The sequence below is a fragment of the Isoptericola cucumis genome (assembly GCF_014635665.1).
Classification (GTDB): domain Bacteria; phylum Actinomycetota; class Actinomycetes; order Actinomycetales; family Cellulomonadaceae; genus Isoptericola; species Isoptericola cucumis.
Window position 1 is genome coordinate 323,093 of the sequence record NZ_BMDG01000003.1, and the last position, 18,080, is coordinate 341,172.

Sequence of the window (18,080 nt, forward strand, 5' to 3'; positions counted from 1 at the left end):
AGCGGATAGGTCGTAGAGGGCGGCCACAGCTCCGGGACTGGGGTGGGGAACCCGTGGAGAGGAGCTGCGACTGTGCCCGCCGACCTGGGCGGACACGCGACCCACCACGATAGCAGAGGCGTTCCCCGGAGCCGAACCGCCCTCCAGGTGCCCGGCATGTGAGATGCGCGACCGGCGAGCGCCGCCCGACCCTCAGCGACGGGCCCGCGCCGCGGCCTCCATCACCGCGTCGAACGTGCCCCGGTCCATGACCGCGCCCTCGCGCCGCACCGCCCCCGGGTCGACCCGGATCACGCGGTTGAGCCGGACCTCGCTCGGCCGCCCGCGCCCGTCCCAGGGGCCGGAGCCGATGTCGAACCAGAGGCGGCCGTAGCGCGCCTCCTGCGCGGCGTCGCGGTCGTGGTCCTTGCTGGTCAGCTGCAGCGCCAGCAGCCACGGCCCGTCACGACCGACGAGCAGCACCGGCCGGTCCTTGCCCCGGGAGTGGTCCTCCTCGTACGGCACCCACGTCCACACGACCTCGCCCGGGTCGGGGGAGCCGTCGAGGTCGGGGGCGTAGACGGGCCGTACCGCGCCGGTGAAGTCGCCCGGGTAGCCGCCGGGCGCGGTCGCGGGCCGCGGGCCCGACGTCGTCCGGGGCCCGCGCGGGGACGGCGGCGTCGAGCGCCGCGACGGTCGCGTCGCCGAGCGCAGGACGTCGAACAGCAGGTTCACCCAACGATTCGCCACGGCGGCAGCCTACGTGGCGACCGCGGCGGGCCCGCGCGGCGGGCGTGGCCGTCAGCGCAGCACGAAGCGGGCGAGCCGGGTCGCCATGGACTCCGGGTCCCAGGTGTGGCCGGCGCCCGGCAGCGTCTCGGCCGTGCCGTCCGGGACGGCGACGGCCAGGTGCTGCGCTGCCTCGGGCATGCCGGGGAACGTCTGCACCCCGGTCATCGCGAGCAGGGGGACATCGATGCCGCGCAGGCCGCCGTCCTCGAGGGCGCGCGTGGCCCAGGCGAGGGCCTGCGCGTCGGCGCGCTGGGAGACGACGGAGGCGGCGATGGCGGGCCAGTCGGGTGACGACTTCGCCCCGGCCAGCCACTCAGGCGGCATGTCCTTCATGAAGTGCTCGGTGGCACCCTCCAGGTCTCCGGCGTCCGTGCGCCGTTCGATCTCGGCGGCCCAGGCCGCGGTCTCGTCCGCCGAGGTCTCGAGCGGGGCCTCCCACAGCGCGAGGCCGGCGACGGGCAGCCCCCGTGCCGCCGCGCGCAGGGAGATGGCGCAGCCCGACGAGTGCCCGCACAGCACCGCGGGAGCCCCCGCGACCTCGATCACGGCGGCGACGGCGGCCAGCTCGCGGTCGAGGTCGAGCCGGCCGTCGGCGGGGGAGTCGCCCCGCCCCAGCCGGTCGAACACGACCGTGGTGAGCCCGAGCGCCGCGGCGCGCTCCGCCGTCTCGGTGGTCACGGGGTCGGTGGCGCGGAAGGGCCCGGCGCCGGCGACGAAGACCAGTGCGGGACCCGAGCCCCGCAGGTCGTACGTCACGCGGTCGCCCCGTGCCGTGGTCGCGGTGCCGGTGGTGGTGGCGGTCGTCGTGGAGGGGGTGCCGGTCGGGGAGGTGTCGTGTGCCATGTCGAGGTGGACCCGGCGCCCGTCGGGAACTCATCGGAGCGGCCTGCGACCGGCCGCCCGCCGACGGGTCGCGAGCGTCAGGGCACGACCGGTGCCCCGAGGGCGCGGCGCACCACGGCGTCGTCGCCGTCGACCGTGGCCCCGGCGCCGGCCGGGTCCAGACGCCCCCAGAGCAGCAGGGCGAGGCCGTGCGCCGGGGCCGACAGGGTGGCGGCGGGCCGCCGCCGACCGGCCTCGTCGTCCGGTGAACCGCCGTCGTGCGCCCCCAGCGTCCACGACCAGCCCAGGTCGGCCGCGACGAGGCGGACCGGTTCCGGCAGCGGGGCCATCCTCCCCAGCCGCACCTGCCGGGGCTGGAACATCGTGACGATCTCGTCGACGCAGTCCGCCCACACCTCGGGGGCGACGGGCAGGGCGTCCCCGGTGACGACGGCGGGCCCGGACCCGAGCCGGGCGGCGTGCAGGTCGTGCAGGTGCACGAGCGTCTCGTGCACCTGGCGCCGGCGCCAGAACGACGCGGGCCCGTCGCCGACCGGCCCGTCGCCGACCAGGGTGCTGGCCCGGGCGGCGGGGCCCACCGCGGCCAGGACGGCCCGCAGCTCGGCCGCGTGCCGTCCGTACAGGTCGGCGAGCGCCTCCGGCCCGCCGTCGGGGACGGGGAGGACCTCGGCGCGTGTGTCGTCGCCGGCGGCCATGCCCGCCGCCCAGTGGTGCACGCCGGCGAGGTGCACGACGAGCTCGCGCGCGGTCCAGTCCCCGCAGGCGGGGACCGGCGCGCCGGGGTCGGTCGCGAGGACCGCCGCGGCGAACGCCTCCTGGAGCGTGCCGAGGAGGGCCAGCCGGTCCGGCTCGGGGCCGCCGTCGGCGCGGAGCCCCGTGCGCGGGTCGACGACGGGACGGGGCACCGCTGCGGCCGGCATGGCGCCGAGACTAGCGCCCGTGCAGGCAGGTCAGGAGCTCAGCACCGCGTCGACCTGGCCGAGGAAGTCGTCCAGGTCGCCGGGGTTGCGCGACGTCACGAGCGGGTAGCCCGCGCCGTCGTCGCGGACCACCGGCCGGTCCACCCAGGTGCCGCCGGCGTTGCGGACGTCGGTCGCCAGCGACGGGTAGGACGTGAGGGTGGCCCCCGCGGCGACCCCGGCCTCGACCACCGCCCACGGGCCGTGGCAGATCGCCGCGACCGGCCGGCCGCTGCCGGCGAAGTCCTTGACGATCCCGACGGCGGCGTCCTGCAGCCGCAGGGTGTCGGCGTTGATGGTGCCCCCGGGCACCAGCAGCAGGTCGGCGCCCGCAGGGTCCGCCTGGTCGTACGTGACGTCGACGGGCACGCTGCGGCCCGGGTCCTTGTCCCCGACGAGCGTGCGCACCTCGCCGGGCTCGTTCGACGCGACGACCACCTCGGCACCCGCGGCGCGCAGGTGCTCGAGCGGGACGACGAGCTCGTCCTGCTCCACGCCGTAGCTCGTCACGATGGTGAGCACGCGCTTGCCGGTCAGGTCGGCCATGATCCGCTCCTCTCGACGACGTGCCACGACCGTAGGCAGCGGGCCGGATGCTCGCACGGGGGTGCGGCGCCGGGGCCGGCCCCCCGGTGCGGCCCCGTGCCGTGGGACAATGGCCTGGCCCTGGCCGAGTGCCTCCAGCGAACCTGACGGAGCGAGATCGCTTTGCCCATCCCCGGACCCGCGCTCAGCGCGCGCATCCAGCCGAACTCCACGGCGCCCGAGCTGATCCGCAACTTCTGCATCATCGCCCACATCGACCACGGGAAGTCGACGCTGGCCGACCGCATGCTGCAGCTCACCGGCGTCGTCGACGCCCGGGCCATGCGGGCCCAGTACCTCGACCGGATGGACATCGAGCGCGAGCGCGGCATCACGGTGAAGTCGCAGGCGGTCCGCATGCCGTGGCAGGCGGGCGACGAGGCCTACGCGCTGAACATGATCGACACGCCCGGCCACGTCGACTTCACCTACGAGGTGTCCCGCTCGCTCGCCGCGTGCGAGGGCGCGGTCCTGCTGGTGGACGCCGCGCAGGGCATCGAGGCGCAGACCCTCGCCAACCTGTACCTGGCGATGGAGAACGACCTCGAGATCATCCCCGTGCTCAACAAGATCGACCTCCCGGCCGCCCAGCCGGAGAAGTACGCGGAGGAGATCGGCAACCTCGTCGGCGTCGACCCCGAGGACGTGCTCAAGGTCAGCGGCAAGACGGGCGCGGGCGTCGAGGAGCTGCTCGACCGCATCGTCGAGCGCGTCCCCGCGCCGGTGGGAGATGCGGACGCGCCGGCGCGCGCCATGATCTTCGACTCGGTGTACGACACCTACCGGGGCGTCGTGACGTACGTGCGCGTCGTCGACGGTGAGATCACGCCGCGCGAGAAGCTCCAGATGATGTCGACGCGCGCGACGCACGAGCTCCTGGAGATCGGCGTCATCTCGCCCGAGCCGCACAAGACCAAGGGTCTCGGCGTCGGCGAGGTCGGCTACCTCATCACCGGCGTGAAGGACGTGCGCCAGTCCAAGGTGGGCGACACCGTCACCAACGCGACCACGCCGGCCACCGAGGCGCTCGGCGGGTACAGCGAGCCGAAGCCGATGGTGTTCTCCGGCCTGTACCCGATCGACGGCTCCGACTACCCCGTGCTGCGCGACGCCCTGGACAAGCTCAAGCTCAACGACGCCGCGCTCAACTACGAGCCCGAGACGTCCGTCGCGCTCGGCTTCGGTTTCCGCGTCGGGTTCCTCGGCCTGCTGCACCTGGAGATCGTGCGCGAGCGGCTGGAGCGCGAGTTCGACCTCGACCTCATCTCCACGGCCCCCAACGTCGTCTACGACGTGACGATGGAAGATCGCACCGAGGTCAAGGTGACCAACCCCTCCGAGTTCCCGGCGGGCAAGATCAAGGAGGTCCGAGAGCCCGTGGTCAAGGCCACGGTCCTGGCCCCCAGCGAGTTCGTGGGCACCGTCATGGGCCTGTGCAACGACCGCCGCGGCACCATGCAGGGCATGGACTACCTGTCCGAGGACCGCGTGGAGCTGCGCTACACGCTGCCGCTGGCCGAGATCGTCTTCGACTTCTTCGACCACCTCAAGTCGCGCACCCGCGGGTACGCGTCGCTGGACTACGAGCCCGCGGGCGACCAGGCCGCCGACCTCGTCAAGGTCGACATCCTTCTCCAGGGCGAGCAGGTCGACGCGTTCTCCGCCATCGTGCACCGCGAGAAGGCCTACGACTACGGCGTGCTGATGACCGCCAAGCTCAAGGAGATCATCCCGCGCCAGCAGTTCGAGGTGCCGATCCAGGCCGCCGTGGGCGCCCGGGTCATCGCGCGCGAGACGGTGCGGGCCATCCGCAAGGACGTCCTCGCCAAGTGCTACGGCGGCGACATCAGCCGCAAGCGCAAGCTGCTCGAGAAGCAGAAGGAGGGCAAGAAGCGCATGAAGAACATCGGGTCCGTCGAGGTCCCGAAGGACGCCTTCATCGCGGCGCTCTCCTCCGACGGCGGCGGCAGCAAGGACGCGAAGGACAAGAAGAAGTAGTGCCCGCGCTGCCCGTCGGCGAGCCGGTCCCCGACGACGGCGCGCTGCCCGACTGGGTCCGTCCCCCGGCTGTCGAGCCGGCCCGGCCCTTCGGCGTCTACGTCCACGTGCCGTTCTGCTCGGTGCGTTGCGGCTACTGCGACTTCAACACGTACACGGCGTCCGAGCTCGGCGGCGGGGCGTCGCAGGCCGCCTACGCGACGACGGCGCTGCGCGAGGTCGCCCTCGCCGCCCGCGTGCTCGACGACGCGGGCCTCGGCGGCCGGCGGGTGGACACCGTGTTCGTCGGCGGCGGCACGCCGACGATGCTGCCGGCCGCCGACATCGCGCGGGTCCTGGACGGGATCCGCGACACCTGGGGCCTGGCCGACCCGTCGACGGGCGCGGCCGCCGAGGTGACCACGGAGGCCAACCCGGACTCGGTCACCCCCGAGTCGCTGCGGGTGCTCGCCGACGCCGGGTTCACCCGCGTCTCCTTCGGCATGCAGTCGGCCGTGCCGCACGTCCTGGCGACGCTGGAGCGCACGCACGACCCGCGCCGCATCCCCGACGTCGTGGCGTGGGCGCGCGACGCCGGCCTGGACGTCTCGCTCGACCTCATCTACGGCACGCCGGGGGAGTCCCTCGATGACTGGCGCCGGTCCGTGGAGACGGCGCTGGCGACGGGCGTGGACCACGTGTCGGCGTACGCGCTCGTCGTCGAGCCGGGCACGAAGATGCATGCCCAGGTGCGGCGCGGCATCCTCACGCTGCCCGACGAGGACGACCAGGCCGCCAAGTACGAGCTCGCCGACGACCTCCTGACGGCCGCGGGCCTGCAGTGGTACGAGGTGAGCAACTGGGCGCGCGGCCGCGAGCACGCGTGCCGCCACAACCTCGCCTACTGGCGCGGCCACGACTGGTGGGGCATCGGCCCGGGCGCCCACTCGTACGTGGCCGGCGGTTCGGTGGCCGGGGCCGCGGCTCCGGCCGGGCGCGACGGGGACCACGCCGGGGTGCGCTGGTGGAACGTCAAGCACCCGCGGCGCTACGCCGCGCTCCTCGAGGACGGCCGGTCGCCCGGCGCGGGGCGCGAGCTGCTGACGCGCGGCGAGGCGCACCTCGAGCGCGTGATGCTCGGGGTGCGCCTGAGCGAGGGCCTCGACCTGGCGGTGCTGGACGCCGCCGGCCGCCACGCCGTCGCCGGACTCGTGGCCCGCGGCCTGCTGGACGGCACCGCGGCCGTGCGCGGGCGCGCGGTGCTGACCCGCCGCGGCAGGCTGCTGGCCGACGCCGTCGTGCGGGAGCTCACCGCCTGAGGGTCGGCGGGCGCCGGCGCCGCCCGCCGGCCGGCGCCGCGGTCAGGAGATGACGCGGATGTTGATCGGGTAGCGGTACGCCTCGAAGCGGTTCACCGCGACGGCGGCGAGGATGCCGAAGACGATCGAGCAGACCGCGACGACCCCCCAGAGCACGAAGCCGATGAGGACGAGCATGAGGATCCACGAGATCGCGTAGCCGATGAGCAGCGTGATCTGGAAGTTCAGCGACTCCTTGGCCTGGTCGCCCACGAACCCGCTGCGGTCGCGGAACACGAGCCAGACCACCAGCGGCGTGAGGAACCCCAGGACGCCGAAGCTCAGCAGCGACAGCACCGGCGGGCCCAGGTGCGCGACCATCGCCCAGGTGCGCTCCTCCTGCGGCTGCAGGGGCCGGGGGCCGTACCCCTGCGGCGGGTACGGGGGCTGCCCGGGAGGCTGCCCGGGGGGCGGCCCGCCGTAGGGCGGCTGGCCCGGCGGCTGACCCGGCGGCTGTCCAGGGGGAGGCCCGTACGGAGGCTGCTGGGGCGGTGGGCCCTGGGGAGGCTGGCTCATGACCCCATCCTTGCGCATCCGCCGTGGTCACGGGAGGCGGCGTGTGCGGTGGCGCCGCGCGGGCGGGGCGGCAAGAGTGGGAGTCGCCGGGCGGCCAGCGCCCGCGCAGCCACGACCAGCGACGCCCCGCGCGTCCGAGAGGGAGCAGATGAGCGAGAGCGCCGGCGGCCCGCCGGAGCAGGAGCCGGGGCCGCGCCAGCCCCCGGCGTACGGCCAGTACTCGTCGGGAGGCGAGCCGCAGCCGCCGCAGGGCGGCTACGGGCCGCCGCCCGCGGGCCCGCCCGACCCGTACCGCCCGGGCGGTGACCGCCCCGTGTCGGTCGGGGAGGCGTTCTCCTGGGCGTGGTCGAGCTTCGGCCGCAGCGCCGGGCCGTGGCTGGGTGCCATGCTGATCGTCCTCATGATCGGCGGCGCCGCGTCCGTGCTGCTCACGCCCGACCTGCGCATGGTGATCGAGAACTACGACGACCCGAACCTGGCCACCGACCTGCTGCAGTCCACGGCGACCGTCACGGACGTGCTGCTCGCCGCCGTGCTGGCCGTGGTGAACATCGTGCTGGGTGCGCTGCTCGCCCACGGGGCGCTCGCGGCCACCCACCGAGGCCGCGCGCAGTTCGCCGACTTCTTCGCCGTGCGCCACCTCGGCGCCGTCCTGCTGCTCGGCGTCATCAACGGGCTGCTCACGTTCGTGCTGGCGTTCGTGCCCCTGCTGGGTTCGGTGCTGCGCCTGGTCATCGGGTTCTTCCTCGCCGCGGCGCTGTTCTTCGTCGTCGACAAGGGGCAGGACGCCGTCACCGCGATCCGCTCCAGCGCGCGGCTCGTGAGCCGCCACGCCGGCATCGTCCTGCTCACGATCGTGCTGTGCCTCGTCACCGTCTTCGTCGGCTTCCTGCTGTGCTTCGTGGGGGCCTTCGTCGCCGTCCCGGTCGCGATGCTGACCGGCGCGTTCGTGTACCGCCGGCTGACCGGCGAGCAACCGGTGACCCCGACCTGACCTGCTCGGAGGCGCGGCACCACCGTCACGACCCGCTCCACGTCACGACCGGCAGCACTCCACCGGCTCCACGTCACGACCAGGAGGAACGATGACCGACAACCCGCAGCAGCCGCCCCAGCCCGGCGACCCGCACCGTCCGCCGTACCCCCAGCAGCCGTACGGCCAGCAGCCTCCGGGCCAGCAGCCTCCGGGCCAGCAGCCGCCCGGCCGCGAGCCGCACGGACACCCGCCGTACGGCGAGCAGCCCTCCGGCCCGTCCCACCGGCCGCCGGGCGAGGAGCCGCCGTACGGCCGGCCGGGGGAGACGCTCGGCGACCCGACGGCGTTCCCGGGGAACGAGGTGCCGCCGGACCGGAGCGTGCACCACCTGCCGCCGACGTCGGACGGCGGGTTCTTCGGTGCGCTGTTCGACTTCTCGTTCAGCCGGTACATCACGCCGACGGTGGTCAAGGTCGTCTACGTCGTCGTGATCGTGGTCACCGCGCTATACTGGCTGGGCGGCCTGATCGCGTCGTTCGCCCAGGACTGGTGGGTCGGCCTGCTCTTCCTGCTCTTCGGCTGGATCTTCGCCCTCCTCTACCTCGCCTTCGTGCGGATCGTGCTCGAGTGCTTCGTGGCACTCATCTCGATCTCGCAGAAGGTGAACGCCTACGCGCACCGCGACGGCGTCTCGTGAGGCCGGGCACGCCGCTCAGGAGGTGACGAAGTCGATCAGCTCCTCGACCCGGCCCAGCAGGGCCGGGTCGAGGTCGCGGTAGTCGCGCACGCGCGCCAGGATCCGCTGCCACGCCAGGCCCACGTCCTGCGTGGACGTCGCGGGCCAGCCGAGCTCGCGCAGGATGCCGCGCTTCCACTCGGTGCCGCGCTCGATCGTGGGCCACGACGCCAGGCCGAGGCGCTCGGCCTTCACGGCCTGCCACACGTCCACGTACGGGTGGCCGAGCACCAGCACGGTGCCGTTCGGCACGGTGCGCAGGGCCGCGTCGGCGATGCGCTGCTCCTTGGACCCGCGCACCAGGTGGTCGACCAGCACCCCGACGCGCCGCTCGGGCGTCGGGTCGAAGTCGGCGAGCGCCTCGGCGAGGTTGTCCACGCCGTCGAGCATCTCGACCACGACGCCCTCGACGCGCAGGTCGTCGCCCCAGACCTTCTCGACGAGCTCCGCGTCGTGCTTGCCCTCCACCCAGATGCGGCTGCCGCGCGCGACGCGGGCCCGCTGGCCGTGCACCGCCACCGAGCCCGAGGCCGTGCGGCTGGGCGCCGCCGGCGCGGCGGGGGCGACGGGCGCGGTGAGCTCGACGGGCTTCCCGTCGACCCAGAACCCGGGCCCGAGCGGGAACGACCGCGTGCGGCCGCGCCGGTCCTCCAGCACCACGAGGTGGATGCCGCCGGACTTCTCCACGCGCACGACGGCGCCGACCCAGCCGGAGGTCACCTCCTCCACGACCAGCCCGGCCTCGGCGGGCCGGGGCACCGACGTCGGGCGTCGGCGGTGGTGGGCGGAGCCGTCGGGGGCGCCGGGGCGGCGCGTGGTGGCGGAGGCGAGGACGTCGGAGCCGTAGCGGTCGTGCACGACGGCGAGCCTACGGTCGCCGGAGCGCGCGCCCGGGCCGACACGCAGCCCGACACGCAGCCCGACACGCAGCCCGGCACGCAGCCGGCTCAGCGGCGGCGGCCCGGCCGGGGCGCGGGCGTCACGAGGTCGATCCGGTGCGGGCCACGACGGCGGCCTCGGTGCGGCTCGCCACCCCGAGCTTGCGCAGGATCGCCGAGACGTGCACCGACGCCGTCTTGCGGCTGATGAAGAGGCGCTCGGCGATCTGCCCGTTGGTCAGGCCCTCGGCCACGAGGGCGAGCACCTGTCGCTCGCGCTCCGTGAGCGCCCGCTCGGCGGTCGAGGTCGTGGCGGACCGCCGCACGTCGCCCCGGGCGAGACCGGCACCGGTGAGCAGGCCGCCGGCCCGGTCGGCGACCAGCCCGCACCCGATGGCCTCCGCCGCCGCGACGGCGTCGTCGAGCAGCGGCCGCGCGGCGCGCCGGTCGCCCGCGGCCAGCAGCGACGCCCCGTCCCGGTACAGCGCGTACGGGCGCAGGTGCGCCGGGCCCTCGGCGGCGACGACCGCCTCCCACGGACCGTCGCCGACCTCGGCCGCGAACAGCGCCGCCCAGGTGGGGAACGTGGGCCAGGAGGCGCCCGTCGACAGGGCCTCCCGGTACGGCCCCACGTCGACGGCCCGGCCGGCCGAGCGGGCACGGTCGAGCACCCGTCCCGCCACGGCCAGCAGCGTGAGCCGGTAGAAGGGGGAGAGCGCGTCGGGGACCGTCGCGAGCCGCACCTGCTCGAGGGCGTCGTCGAGGTCGTCGCGGAGCAGGGCGAGGTCCGCCAGCGTCCCGGCGACGCGCGCACGGATCTGCTCCTCCATGCGCCCGAACCGCAGCCAGGTGGCGCGGTGGGCGTGCGCCCGCCTCTGCGCCTGCGCGACGTCGCCGCGCCACGTCGTCAGCCAGGTCCAGCGTTCCTGGAGGTAGACGGCGTAGTCGCTCGGGTCGACGAGCGGCACGGACCGCTCGTACCACGCCTGGGCGTCGTCCCACCGGCCCTGGCCGATCCATGCCTCGGCGACGTTGCCCTCGAGCATCGCCCGGCTGGCCCAGCCCGCACCGAGCTCCCGGGCCCGGCGGGCGCCGGTCTCGGCGATCGCCTCGGCCTCGGCGTACCGGCCGAGCTTGAGGCGGGTGTCCGACGCGTTCGTGTAGTAGTGGGCCTGGGCGCGCCAGTCGTCGCCGCCCACCTCGCGGGCACGCTCCAGCTCGGCGAGCCCGTCGAGGTCGCCCCTGTCGACGCGGCTCAGGCCGCGCAGGTTCAGGGCGAGCGAGGCGTTCGCGGCGTCGCCGGCCGCCGTCGCGGCGTCGTACGCGGCGCTGGCGACGGCGATCGCCTCGTCGGGCCGGTGGTCCATCATCGCGTTGCGGGCCTGCTGCCGCAGCACCGGCGCGCGCCCGGCGTGGTCGTCGGGCGGCAGGAGGGCCAGGGCCTCGTCCAGCAGGTCGCCGGACCGGGGGTCGCCGGCCTTGGCACGGATGTGCGCGAGGGTCATCAGGGCCTGTGCCCGCCCGGCGGGGTCGTCGGGCGGCCACTCCGCGAGGGCCTCGCCCGCGACGCCCGCGGCCCGGTCGACCCGCGCCGTGTCCTGCAGCGCGGTCGACACGAGGCGGAGCAGCTCCGCGTGGTGCAGCCCGGCGACCTGGGCGGCGTCCGGGACCAGGTCCCACAGCTCGAGGGCGCGCTCCCCGGCAGCGGCCGTGACGGCGGTCGACGTCTGGCCGAAGGCGTCCCCGGTCCTGACCACCTCGACCGCCGAGGCGAGGGCACGGTCGGGCACCCGGGCACGCCACCAGTGGTCGGCCGCGGCCGCGACGTCCGCCAGCGTCCGCCTGCCGTCCTCCAGCGCGCGGGCGCAGGCGGCGTGCAGGCGGCGCGCCTCGCCCGGCAGGAGCTCGTCGGCGACGGCCTCCTGCATCAGCGCGTGCCGGAACCGGTAGCCGTCGGGCTCCGCGACGAGGACGTGGGCGTCGACCGCCTCGCGCGCGGCGGACTCCGCCCGTTCCAGGTGCTCCGTCCCGAGCATGGCGATGAGCAGCTCGTGCGGCGCGTGCTGCCCGGCGGCGGCGACCGCCCGGCAGAACGTCTGGGCCGCGTCGCCGAGCGTCGAGTACCGCAGGAGGAGCACGTCGCGCAGCGAGTCGGGCATCGTGTCGCCGGCGAACTCCGTGAGCTCCTCGACGTAGAACGGGACGCCCTCGCTGCGCTCGACCAGGTCGCTCAGCGTCGCCCCGGACACCTCGGCCGGCTCGCCGCGCGTCGCGAGGAGCGTCGTGACGAGACGGCCGGCCTCCGCGGCGTCGAGCCGCGGCACGTCCACCCGGGTGGCGAGACGGGACCGCTCCAGCTCGGCGAGCACCGTGCGCAGGGGATGGCGGCGGCCGACGTCGTCGCTGCGGTACGTGGCGACCACCAGCACCCGGGACGTCGGGGCGGAGCGGACCAGCCGGGCGAGCACCGTACGGGTCACGTCGTCCGACCAGTGCAGGTCCTCCAGCACGACCACCACCGGCCGGTCGGCGGCGAGGGCGGTCGTGAGGTCGGCCAGCACCTCCGGCAGCCGGCCCGTGTCCACGTCGTGGCGCACGTCGACGAGGCCCGGCGCGAGCACGCTCAGCGCGTCGGCCGCGGGCCCGGCGGCGGCGAGCGTCGCGTCGGCCCCGATCGCGTGGACGACGTCGGCGAGCAGACCCGTCGGCGCCGCGTAGGGGATCGGGCCGGAGCCGGAGTCGGCGCACTGGCCACGCAGCACCAGCGCGTCGGGGCCCTCGCCCGTCCCGGGGGCGGCGAGGAACTCCTGGACGAGGCGCGTCTTGCCGATGCCGGCCTCGCCGCCGACGACCACGGCCGCGCCGGAGCCGTCGGCGGTGCTCGCGAACGCCTCGCGCAGGAGGGCGAGCTCGGCCGCCCGGCCGATCATCGGGGGCGCGGCCGCGGAACCGGGCTGCTCGCGGGTCCAGGAGGCAGGCACCTGTTCATCGTGCCAGGTCACCTGCCTGTCCACCGCCCCGTCGACCGGAGCGACCGCCGGCCGCTCAGCCGGGTGCTCAGCCGGGTGCTCAGCCGGGTGCTCCGGCGGTGCGGGGACCGGGGCGTGGAGCGAGTCGCCGCTCACGCCGCGCGGTGCAGCGCGCCCGGCACGCGCGAGGTCCGCCGCACCCGGCGCGGCGACGTGAACGGCAGGGCCGTGCGGTCCCGCGCCGCCCGGTCGCGCCGCCGCTGCGCGACCGCCCGCTCCAGCTCGGCCTCGCGCTCGCGGTACACCATCTCGAACAGCTGCCCGTCCATGTCGCTCTCCCCGTGCCGTTCGTGCTCCGGCGCGGCCGGTCGGCCGCCACACCCTCAGCCTGGGTTCCTGAGGTAGGCCGGCGGATCGGTCAGCTGCCGCATCTTTCGTGGCGTCGGGGACCTCAGGAGGGGTGGGGTACCTCAGACCGGGACGGGCGTCGGTGCACGCGGTGCGGCACCCGCCCCGGGGCGGACGAAGGTCCGGCCGCCCGGTGGGGCGTTCGACGGACCGGCCGCGCGGCCGCGTAGGATGGCACTCGGGACAGGAGAGTGCTAAGGCCGTGGGCCGGCGCACCAGGTCCGACGGCAGCGACCGACGGCACGAGGGGAGGACGCGTGAGCGAGGAGCGTCGTCTGGCGGTGCTGCGCGCGATCGTCGAGGACTACGTGCACACGCGCGAGCCCGTCGGATCCCGCGTGCTCACCGAGCGGCACGGTCTCGGCGTCTCGCCGGCGACCATCCGCAACGACATGGCCGCCCTCGAGGAGGGCGGCTACATCGCGCAGCCGCACACGTCGGCGGGCCGCGTCCCGACCGACAAGGGGTACCGGCTCTTCGTCGACCGCCTCGCCGAGGTCCGTCCGCTCACGGTGCCGCAGCGCCGCGCGATCGAGACGTTCCTGTCGGAGGCGGTGGACCTCGACGACATCCTCGGCCGGGCCGGGCGCCTCGTCGCCCAGCTCACGGGCCAGGTCGCCGTCGTGCAGTACCCCTCGCTGCGGCTGTCCGGGCTGCGGCACCTGGAGCTCGTCCCCGTGGGCGGCGTCCGGCTCCTCGTCGTGGTCATCACCGACACCGGCCGCGTCGAGCAGCGCTACCTGGACGTCACCGGCGGCCAGGGCGCCGAGCCGACCGTCGCGACGGTCGCCTCCGTCGAGGCGCCCGTGCCGGACGCCGCGGCCGACCGCGTCCCCGTCCTCGACGACGTCGCGCTCGGCGAGCTGCGCGCCCGGCTCAACGCCGCGGCGGCGGGCAAACGGCTCTCGGAGCTGCCCGACGCGTTCGCCCGCGTCGTCGCCGGCGTCACCCCGGAGCTCGCCCCGGTGGCCCGCGGCATCGCGGACCTCGTCGTCGAGACCCTCGGCACGGCGAGCGAGGAGCGCATCGTGCTGGCCGGCACGGCCAACCTGGCCCGGGCCGACATGCGGTTCGAGCACGCGCTGAGCCCGGTGCTCGAGGCGCTCGAGGAGCAGGTCGTGCTGCTCGGGCTGCTCACCGAGATGGCCGCCGACCCGCCCGGCGGGGCCGGCGTCGGCGTGCGCATCGGGCACGAGAACCGGATGGACGGCCTCACGGAGGCGTCCGTCGTCGCGTCCGGGTACGGCACGGACGGCGACACGGTCGCCATCCTCGGCTCGATCGGGCCCACCCGGATGGACTATCCGGGCACGATCGCGTCCGTGCGGGCCGTGGCCCGCTACCTGTCCCGGGTGCTGCCGAACTGACCACCGCCCACCGACCTCCTGACCGCGGGCTCCCCGCCGCGCACGTCACCGACACGTCACCGAAGAGAGACTTGTGACCGACTACTACGAGAGCCTCGGCGTCCCCCGCGACGCCTCGGCCGAGCAGATCAAGAAGGCGTACCGCAAGCTCGCCCGCGAGCTGCACCCCGACGTCGCCGGCGAGGCCGGCGAGGAGCGGTTCAAGGACGTCGCCCGCGCCTACGAGGTGCTCTCCCACCCGGAGAAGCGCCAGCAGTACGACATGGGCGTCGACCCGTCGTCCCCGAGCGGCGGCGCCGGCGGCGGTTTCGGCAACGGCTTCGGCTTCCAGGACATCTTCGAGACGTTCTTCGGCGGGGGCGGCGCCCCCGCCGGGCCGGTGCCGCGCGCCCGGCGCGGCCAGGACGCCCTCGTGCGGATGGACGTCGACCTCGCGGAGGCCGCGTTCGGCGCCAAGCGCGAGCTGCAGGTCGACACGGCGGTCGTGTGCGGCACCTGCGGCGGCGACGGCTGCCGCCCCGGCACCGACCTGAAGACCTGCGAGGTCTGCCAGGGCCGCGGCAACGTGCAGCGCGTCGCCCGCTCGTTCCTGGGCCAGGTCATGACGACGGCGCCCTGCGCCGCCTGCCAGGGCTTCGGCACCGTGATCCCCGAGCCCTGCGCGGACTGCTCCGGCGAGGGCCGGGTCCGCTCGCGGCGCACCCTGACGGTCAACGTCCCCGCGGGCGTCGACACCGGCACGCGCATCAAGCTCACCGCACAGGGCGAGGTCGGCCCCGGCGGCGGCCCCGCCGGCGACCTGTACGTCGAGATCCGCGAGAAGCCGCACGACACGTTCGTGCGCCGCGGCGACGACCTGCACTGCACGCTGCCGGTGCCGATGACCGCAGCCGCCCTCGGCACGGTGCTCGACCTCGAGACGCTCGACGGCGCGCAGGAGATCGACCTGCGGCCCGGCACGCAGCCCGGCCAGGTCGTGACGCTCAAGGGCCTCGGCGTCGGCCACCTGCACACGGGCGGGCGCGGCGACCTCAACGTGCACATCGACGTCCAGGTGCCCACCACGCTGGACGAGGAGCAGACCGAGCTGCTGCGCACGCTCGCCACGCTGCGCGGCGAGGAGCGTCCGGAGCCCCGCCTGGCGGCGGCCCACCCGGGCGTCTTCTCCCGGCTGCGGGACAAGCTGAGCGGCCGCTGACGTGAGCGCGAGGAGCCCCCGCGGAGGTACGCCGAGGAACGAGGTGTGCCGGAGCGAGGCACCGCAGGGCTCACGTGAAGGGAGCACGGGGTGAGCGCGAGGAGCCCCCACGGGAGTCCGCCGAGGAACGAGGTGTGCCGGAGCGAGGCACCGCAGGGCTCACGTGACGGGAGCAGGACGTGAGCGCTCCCGTCTTCCTCGCGGAGGGCAGCGACCTGGGCTCGCTCGCGCCCGGCGGGCTCTACGTGCTCGACGGCGCGGAGGGCCGGCACGCGGGGGTCGTCCAACGTCGCGGTCCGGGGGAGCGCCTCGACGTCGTCGACGGCGCCGGCACGCGCCTGCGCTGCGTCGTCGAGTCGGTCGACGGCCCGCAGGTGCACCTGCGCGTCGAGGACGTGGTCGTCGACCCCGCGCCGGGCGTCGTCCTCACGCTGGTCCAGGCGCTCGCCAAGGGCGACCGGGACGAGCTCGCGGTCGAGGCCGCGGTGGAGGTCGGCGTCGACGCCGTCGTGCCCTGGCAGGCGGAGCGGTCGGTCGTGGTGTGGCGGGGGCAGCGCGCCGCGAAGTCGCGCGCGAAGTGGGTGGCCACCGTGCGCTCGGCCGTCAAGCAGGCGCGGCGCGCCTGCCTGCCGCCGGTAAGCGAGGCACTCACGAGCCGACGGCTCGCCGCCCGGGCGGGCGAGGTGGTGGCCGCCGGCGGCGCCGTCGTCGTGCTGCACGAGGACGCGTCGACCCCCCTCGCGGACGTCGCGCTGCCGTCCCGGGAGCCCGCCGAGCTGCTCGTCGTCGTCGGGCCGGAGGGCGGGATCTCCGACGAGGAGGTCGCCGCGCTCGCCGACGCGGGGGCCGTGCCCGCCCGCCTGGGCCCGCACGTGCTGCGCACCTCGACGGCGGGGCCGGTGGCGATCGCGCTGCTCAGCCAGCGCCTCGGCCGCTGGGGCTGAGCCGCCCCGCCGGGGGCGGTACGGTGCGAGCATGACCAGCACCGAGACAAGCTCCGGGACCGGCAACCAGCCCGCCAGCGACTGCCTGTTCTGCAAGATCGTGGCCGGCGAGCTGCCCGCGGACGTCGTCGCCAGCACGGAGCGCATCGTCGCGTTCCGCGACATCGACCCGAAGGCGCCGGTGCACGTGCTCGTGGTGCCCCGGGAGCATCACGGCGACGTGTCGGTGCTCGCCGCGGCCGACCCGGAGCTGCTGGCGGAGGTCGTCGAGGTCGCCGACCGGGTCGCGCACGACCTGGCGGACGGCCAGTACCGGTTCATCTTCAACTCCGGGCCGCGGGCCGGGCAGAGCGTCTTCCACGTGCATGGCCACGTCATCGCGGGGGCGCAATTGGGGTGGAGCCCCGCCTGAGGGCGCCGATAGACTGGCCACCGGGCGCCCGACGCCCGCCAGTCCACGACCTGCCCAGAAGGAGTGCCGAGGCGCGAGCCGGCTCATGACATCCACACCCCACGCCTCGCCTCGTCCGGAGCCCGACGAACCCCCCAGGGAGCGTTCCAGCGAGCACCGCATCGTGGTCCCGTCGCACGTGCCGATGGTGGCCCTGCTCGGCAGCGGGGACTCCGTGCTCCGGGCCGTCGAGGACGGGTTCCCGGGGGTCGACGTGCACGCCCGCGGCAACGAGATCGTGGTGCGCGGGCCGGCCGGGGACGTCGCGCTCGTCTCGCGCCTCCTGGACGAGCTGGTCGAGGTGGTCGAGGCGGGCACCCCGCTGACGCCGGACGTCGTGACCCGGTCCGTGCGCATGCTCACCGCGGCCACGACGCACCGGCCGGCCGAGGTCCTGACGTTCAACATCCTGTCCAGCCGGGGCCGCACGATCCGCCCGAAGACGGTGGGCCAGAAGCGCTACGTCGAGGCGATCGACGCCAGCACGATCACGTTCGGCATCGGCCCGGCCGGAACGGGCAAGACGTACCTGGCCATGGCCAAGGCCGTGCAGGCGCTGCAGGCCAAGCAGGTCAACCGGATCATCCTCACGCGCCCGGCCGTGGAGGCGGGGGAGAAGCTCGGCTACCTGCCGGGGTCGCTGTCGGAGAAGATCGACCCGTACCTGCGGCCGCTGTACGACGCGCTGCACGACATGATGGACCCGGACGCGATCCCGAAGCTGGTCGAGGCGGGCACCATCGAGGTGGCGCCACTGGCGTACATGCGGGGCCGCTCGCTGAACGACTCGTTCATCATCCTCGACGAGGCGCAGAACACCTCCGCCGAGCAGATGAAGATGTTCCTCACGCGCCTGGGCTTCGGCTCGACGATGGTCATCACGGGCGACGCGACGCAGGTCGACCTGCCCGGGGGCACGACGTCCGGGCTGCGCGTCGTGGAGGACATCCTCACCGGCGTCGACGACGTCGAGTTCTGCCGGCTGACGTCGGCCGACGTCGTGCGCCACCGGCTGGTGAGCGACATCATCGACGCCTACGCGCGCTGGGACGTGGCCACCGCCCGCCCCGAGCAGCGTCGGCAGGGCCGCGGCCCGCACGAGCGAGGGGCGCGCAGGTAAGAGATATGAGTATTGAGGTCAGGG

Annotated in this window: 17 protein-coding genes; 9 read left to right on the top strand and 8 right to left on the bottom strand. The window is 75.1% G+C overall.

All coding sequences use genetic code 11. From position 1 onward, the window contains the following. Positions 1-192: 192 nt before the first annotated feature. From IEW03_RS05715 to IEW03_RS05730, 4 genes are all read right to left on the bottom strand, one after another. Positions 193-729 (bottom strand): type II toxin-antitoxin system PemK/MazF family toxin, encoded by a 537-nt coding sequence (locus IEW03_RS05715; protein ID WP_188522677.1) that lies wholly within the window; start codon positions 727-729, stop codon positions 193-195. A gap of 51 nt (positions 730-780) precedes the next feature. After that, complete coding sequence (locus tag IEW03_RS05720) at positions 781-1,614, bottom strand: alpha/beta fold hydrolase (protein WP_188522678.1); 834 nt, start codon at positions 1,612-1,614, stop codon at positions 781-783. Between the two features lie 77 nt (positions 1,615-1,691). Beyond that, complete coding sequence (locus tag IEW03_RS05725) at positions 1,692-2,534, bottom strand: maleylpyruvate isomerase N-terminal domain-containing protein (protein ID WP_188522679.1); 843 nt, start codon at positions 2,532-2,534, stop codon at positions 1,692-1,694. Positions 2,535-2,564: 30 nt separating this feature from the next. Further along, complete coding sequence (locus IEW03_RS05730) at positions 2,565-3,119, bottom strand: type 1 glutamine amidotransferase domain-containing protein (RefSeq protein WP_188522680.1); 555 nt, start codon at positions 3,117-3,119, stop codon at positions 2,565-2,567. 162 nt (positions 3,120-3,281) lie between these two features. Between IEW03_RS05730 and lepA the strand changes: the two genes are divergently transcribed. Both lepA and hemW read left to right on the top strand, forming a co-directional pair. Further along, entirely contained in the window at positions 3,282-5,156 is a 1,875-nt protein-coding gene (lepA, locus tag IEW03_RS05735) for a translation elongation factor 4 (RefSeq protein ID WP_308808200.1), read from the top strand. Next, the gene (gene hemW, locus IEW03_RS05740; RefSeq protein ID WP_188522681.1) at positions 5,156-6,454 is read left to right on the top strand and encodes a radical SAM family heme chaperone HemW; all 1,299 of its coding nucleotides are present in this window, start codon (positions 5,156-5,158) and stop codon (positions 6,452-6,454) included. The genes lepA and hemW overlap by 1 nt, the downstream gene beginning before the upstream one ends. A 42-nt stretch (positions 6,455-6,496) precedes the next feature. Here hemW and IEW03_RS20545 read toward each other — a convergent pair whose 3' ends face one another. Beyond that, the gene (locus IEW03_RS20545; RefSeq protein ID WP_188522682.1) at positions 6,497-7,009 is read right to left on the bottom strand and encodes a DUF4870 domain-containing protein; all 513 of its coding nucleotides are present in this window, start codon (positions 7,007-7,009) and stop codon (positions 6,497-6,499) included. Positions 7,010-7,157: 148 nt separating this feature from the next. On the opposite strand from IEW03_RS20545, the gene IEW03_RS05750 reads away from it, so the two are divergent. Together IEW03_RS05750 and IEW03_RS05755 are read left to right on the top strand one after the other, a co-directional pair. Next, positions 7,158-8,003: a DUF2189 domain-containing protein gene (locus tag IEW03_RS05750; RefSeq protein ID WP_188522683.1), complete on the top strand. Its 846-nt coding sequence runs from the start codon at positions 7,158-7,160 to the stop codon at positions 8,001-8,003. 91 nt (positions 8,004-8,094) lie between these two features. Next, the gene (locus IEW03_RS05755) at positions 8,095-8,682 is read left to right on the top strand and encodes a DUF4282 domain-containing protein (protein ID WP_188522684.1); all 588 of its coding nucleotides are present in this window, start codon (positions 8,095-8,097) and stop codon (positions 8,680-8,682) included. A gap of 15 nt (positions 8,683-8,697) precedes the next feature. Here the strand turns inward: IEW03_RS05755 and IEW03_RS05760 are convergent, their stop codons facing one another. The 3 genes from IEW03_RS05760 to IEW03_RS05770 all read right to left on the bottom strand — a co-directional run bounded on the left by IEW03_RS05760 (position 8,698) and on the right by IEW03_RS05770 (position 12,897). Beyond that, positions 8,698-9,579 (bottom strand): DUF3097 domain-containing protein, encoded by an 882-nt coding sequence (locus tag IEW03_RS05760; protein WP_188522685.1) that lies wholly within the window; start codon positions 9,577-9,579, stop codon positions 8,698-8,700. A gap of 121 nt (positions 9,580-9,700) precedes the next feature. Next, the gene (locus tag IEW03_RS05765) at positions 9,701-12,580 is read right to left on the bottom strand and encodes an ATP-binding protein (protein ID WP_188522686.1); all 2,880 of its coding nucleotides are present in this window, start codon (positions 12,578-12,580) and stop codon (positions 9,701-9,703) included. A gap of 140 nt (positions 12,581-12,720) precedes the next feature. Then, the gene (locus IEW03_RS05770; RefSeq protein ID WP_188522687.1) at positions 12,721-12,897 is read right to left on the bottom strand and encodes a hypothetical protein; all 177 of its coding nucleotides are present in this window, start codon (positions 12,895-12,897) and stop codon (positions 12,721-12,723) included. 336 nt (positions 12,898-13,233) lie between these two features. Here IEW03_RS05770 and IEW03_RS05775 point away from each other — a divergent pair, with 336 nt between their 5' ends. From IEW03_RS05775 to IEW03_RS05795, 5 genes are all read left to right on the top strand, one after another. Further along, on the top strand, positions 13,234-14,343 hold the full coding sequence (locus IEW03_RS05775; RefSeq protein WP_188522688.1) for an HrcA family transcriptional regulator: 1,110 nt from the start codon (positions 13,234-13,236) through the stop codon (positions 14,341-14,343). A 73-nt stretch (positions 14,344-14,416) separates the two neighbouring features. After that, positions 14,417-15,541: a molecular chaperone DnaJ gene (gene dnaJ, locus IEW03_RS05780; protein WP_188522689.1), complete on the top strand. Its 1,125-nt coding sequence runs from the start codon at positions 14,417-14,419 to the stop codon at positions 15,539-15,541. A 179-nt stretch (positions 15,542-15,720) separates the two neighbouring features. Then, positions 15,721-16,485, top strand: coding sequence for a 16S rRNA (uracil(1498)-N(3))-methyltransferase (locus IEW03_RS05785; protein ID WP_188522690.1), 765 nt, complete (start codon positions 15,721-15,723; stop codon positions 16,483-16,485). A gap of 31 nt (positions 16,486-16,516) precedes the next feature. Then, entirely contained in the window at positions 16,517-16,897 is a 381-nt protein-coding gene (locus tag IEW03_RS05790; RefSeq protein WP_188522691.1) for a histidine triad nucleotide-binding protein, read from the top strand. An 85-nt stretch (positions 16,898-16,982) separates the two neighbouring features. Further along, complete coding sequence (locus tag IEW03_RS05795; protein ID WP_188522692.1) at positions 16,983-18,056, top strand: PhoH family protein; 1,074 nt, start codon at positions 16,983-16,985, stop codon at positions 18,054-18,056. The last annotated feature ends 24 nt before the right edge of the window (positions 18,057-18,080 follow it).

What these genes read in the sequence shown, in the direction of transcription:
- IEW03_RS20545 (WP_188522682.1), bottom strand. Translation starts at nt 7,009, where the DNA reads ATGAGCCAGCCTCCCCAGGGCCCACCGCCCCAGCAGCCTCCGTACGGG.
- IEW03_RS05750 (WP_188522683.1), top strand. Translation starts at nt 7,158, where the DNA reads ATGAGCGAGAGCGCCGGCGGCCCGCCGGAGCAGGAGCCGGGGCCGCGC.
- IEW03_RS05755 (WP_188522684.1), top strand. Translation starts at nt 8,095, where the DNA reads ATGACCGACAACCCGCAGCAGCCGCCCCAGCCCGGCGACCCGCACCGT.
- IEW03_RS05795 (WP_188522692.1), top strand. Translation starts at nt 16,983, where the DNA reads ATGACATCCACACCCCACGCCTCGCCTCGTCCGGAGCCCGACGAACCC.
- IEW03_RS05770 (WP_188522687.1), bottom strand. Translation starts at nt 12,897, where the DNA reads ATGGACGGGCAGCTGTTCGAGATGGTGTACCGCGAGCGCGAGGCCGAG.
- IEW03_RS05730 (WP_188522680.1), bottom strand. Translation starts at nt 3,119, where the DNA reads ATGGCCGACCTGACCGGCAAGCGCGTGCTCACCATCGTGACGAGCTAC.
- IEW03_RS05790 (WP_188522691.1), top strand. Translation starts at nt 16,517, where the DNA reads ATGACCAGCACCGAGACAAGCTCCGGGACCGGCAACCAGCCCGCCAGC.
- IEW03_RS05720 (WP_188522678.1), bottom strand. Translation starts at nt 1,614, where the DNA reads ATGGCACACGACACCTCCCCGACCGGCACCCCCTCCACGACGACCGCC.
- IEW03_RS05725 (WP_188522679.1), bottom strand. Translation starts at nt 2,534, where the DNA reads ATGCCGGCCGCAGCGGTGCCCCGTCCCGTCGTCGACCCGCGCACGGGG.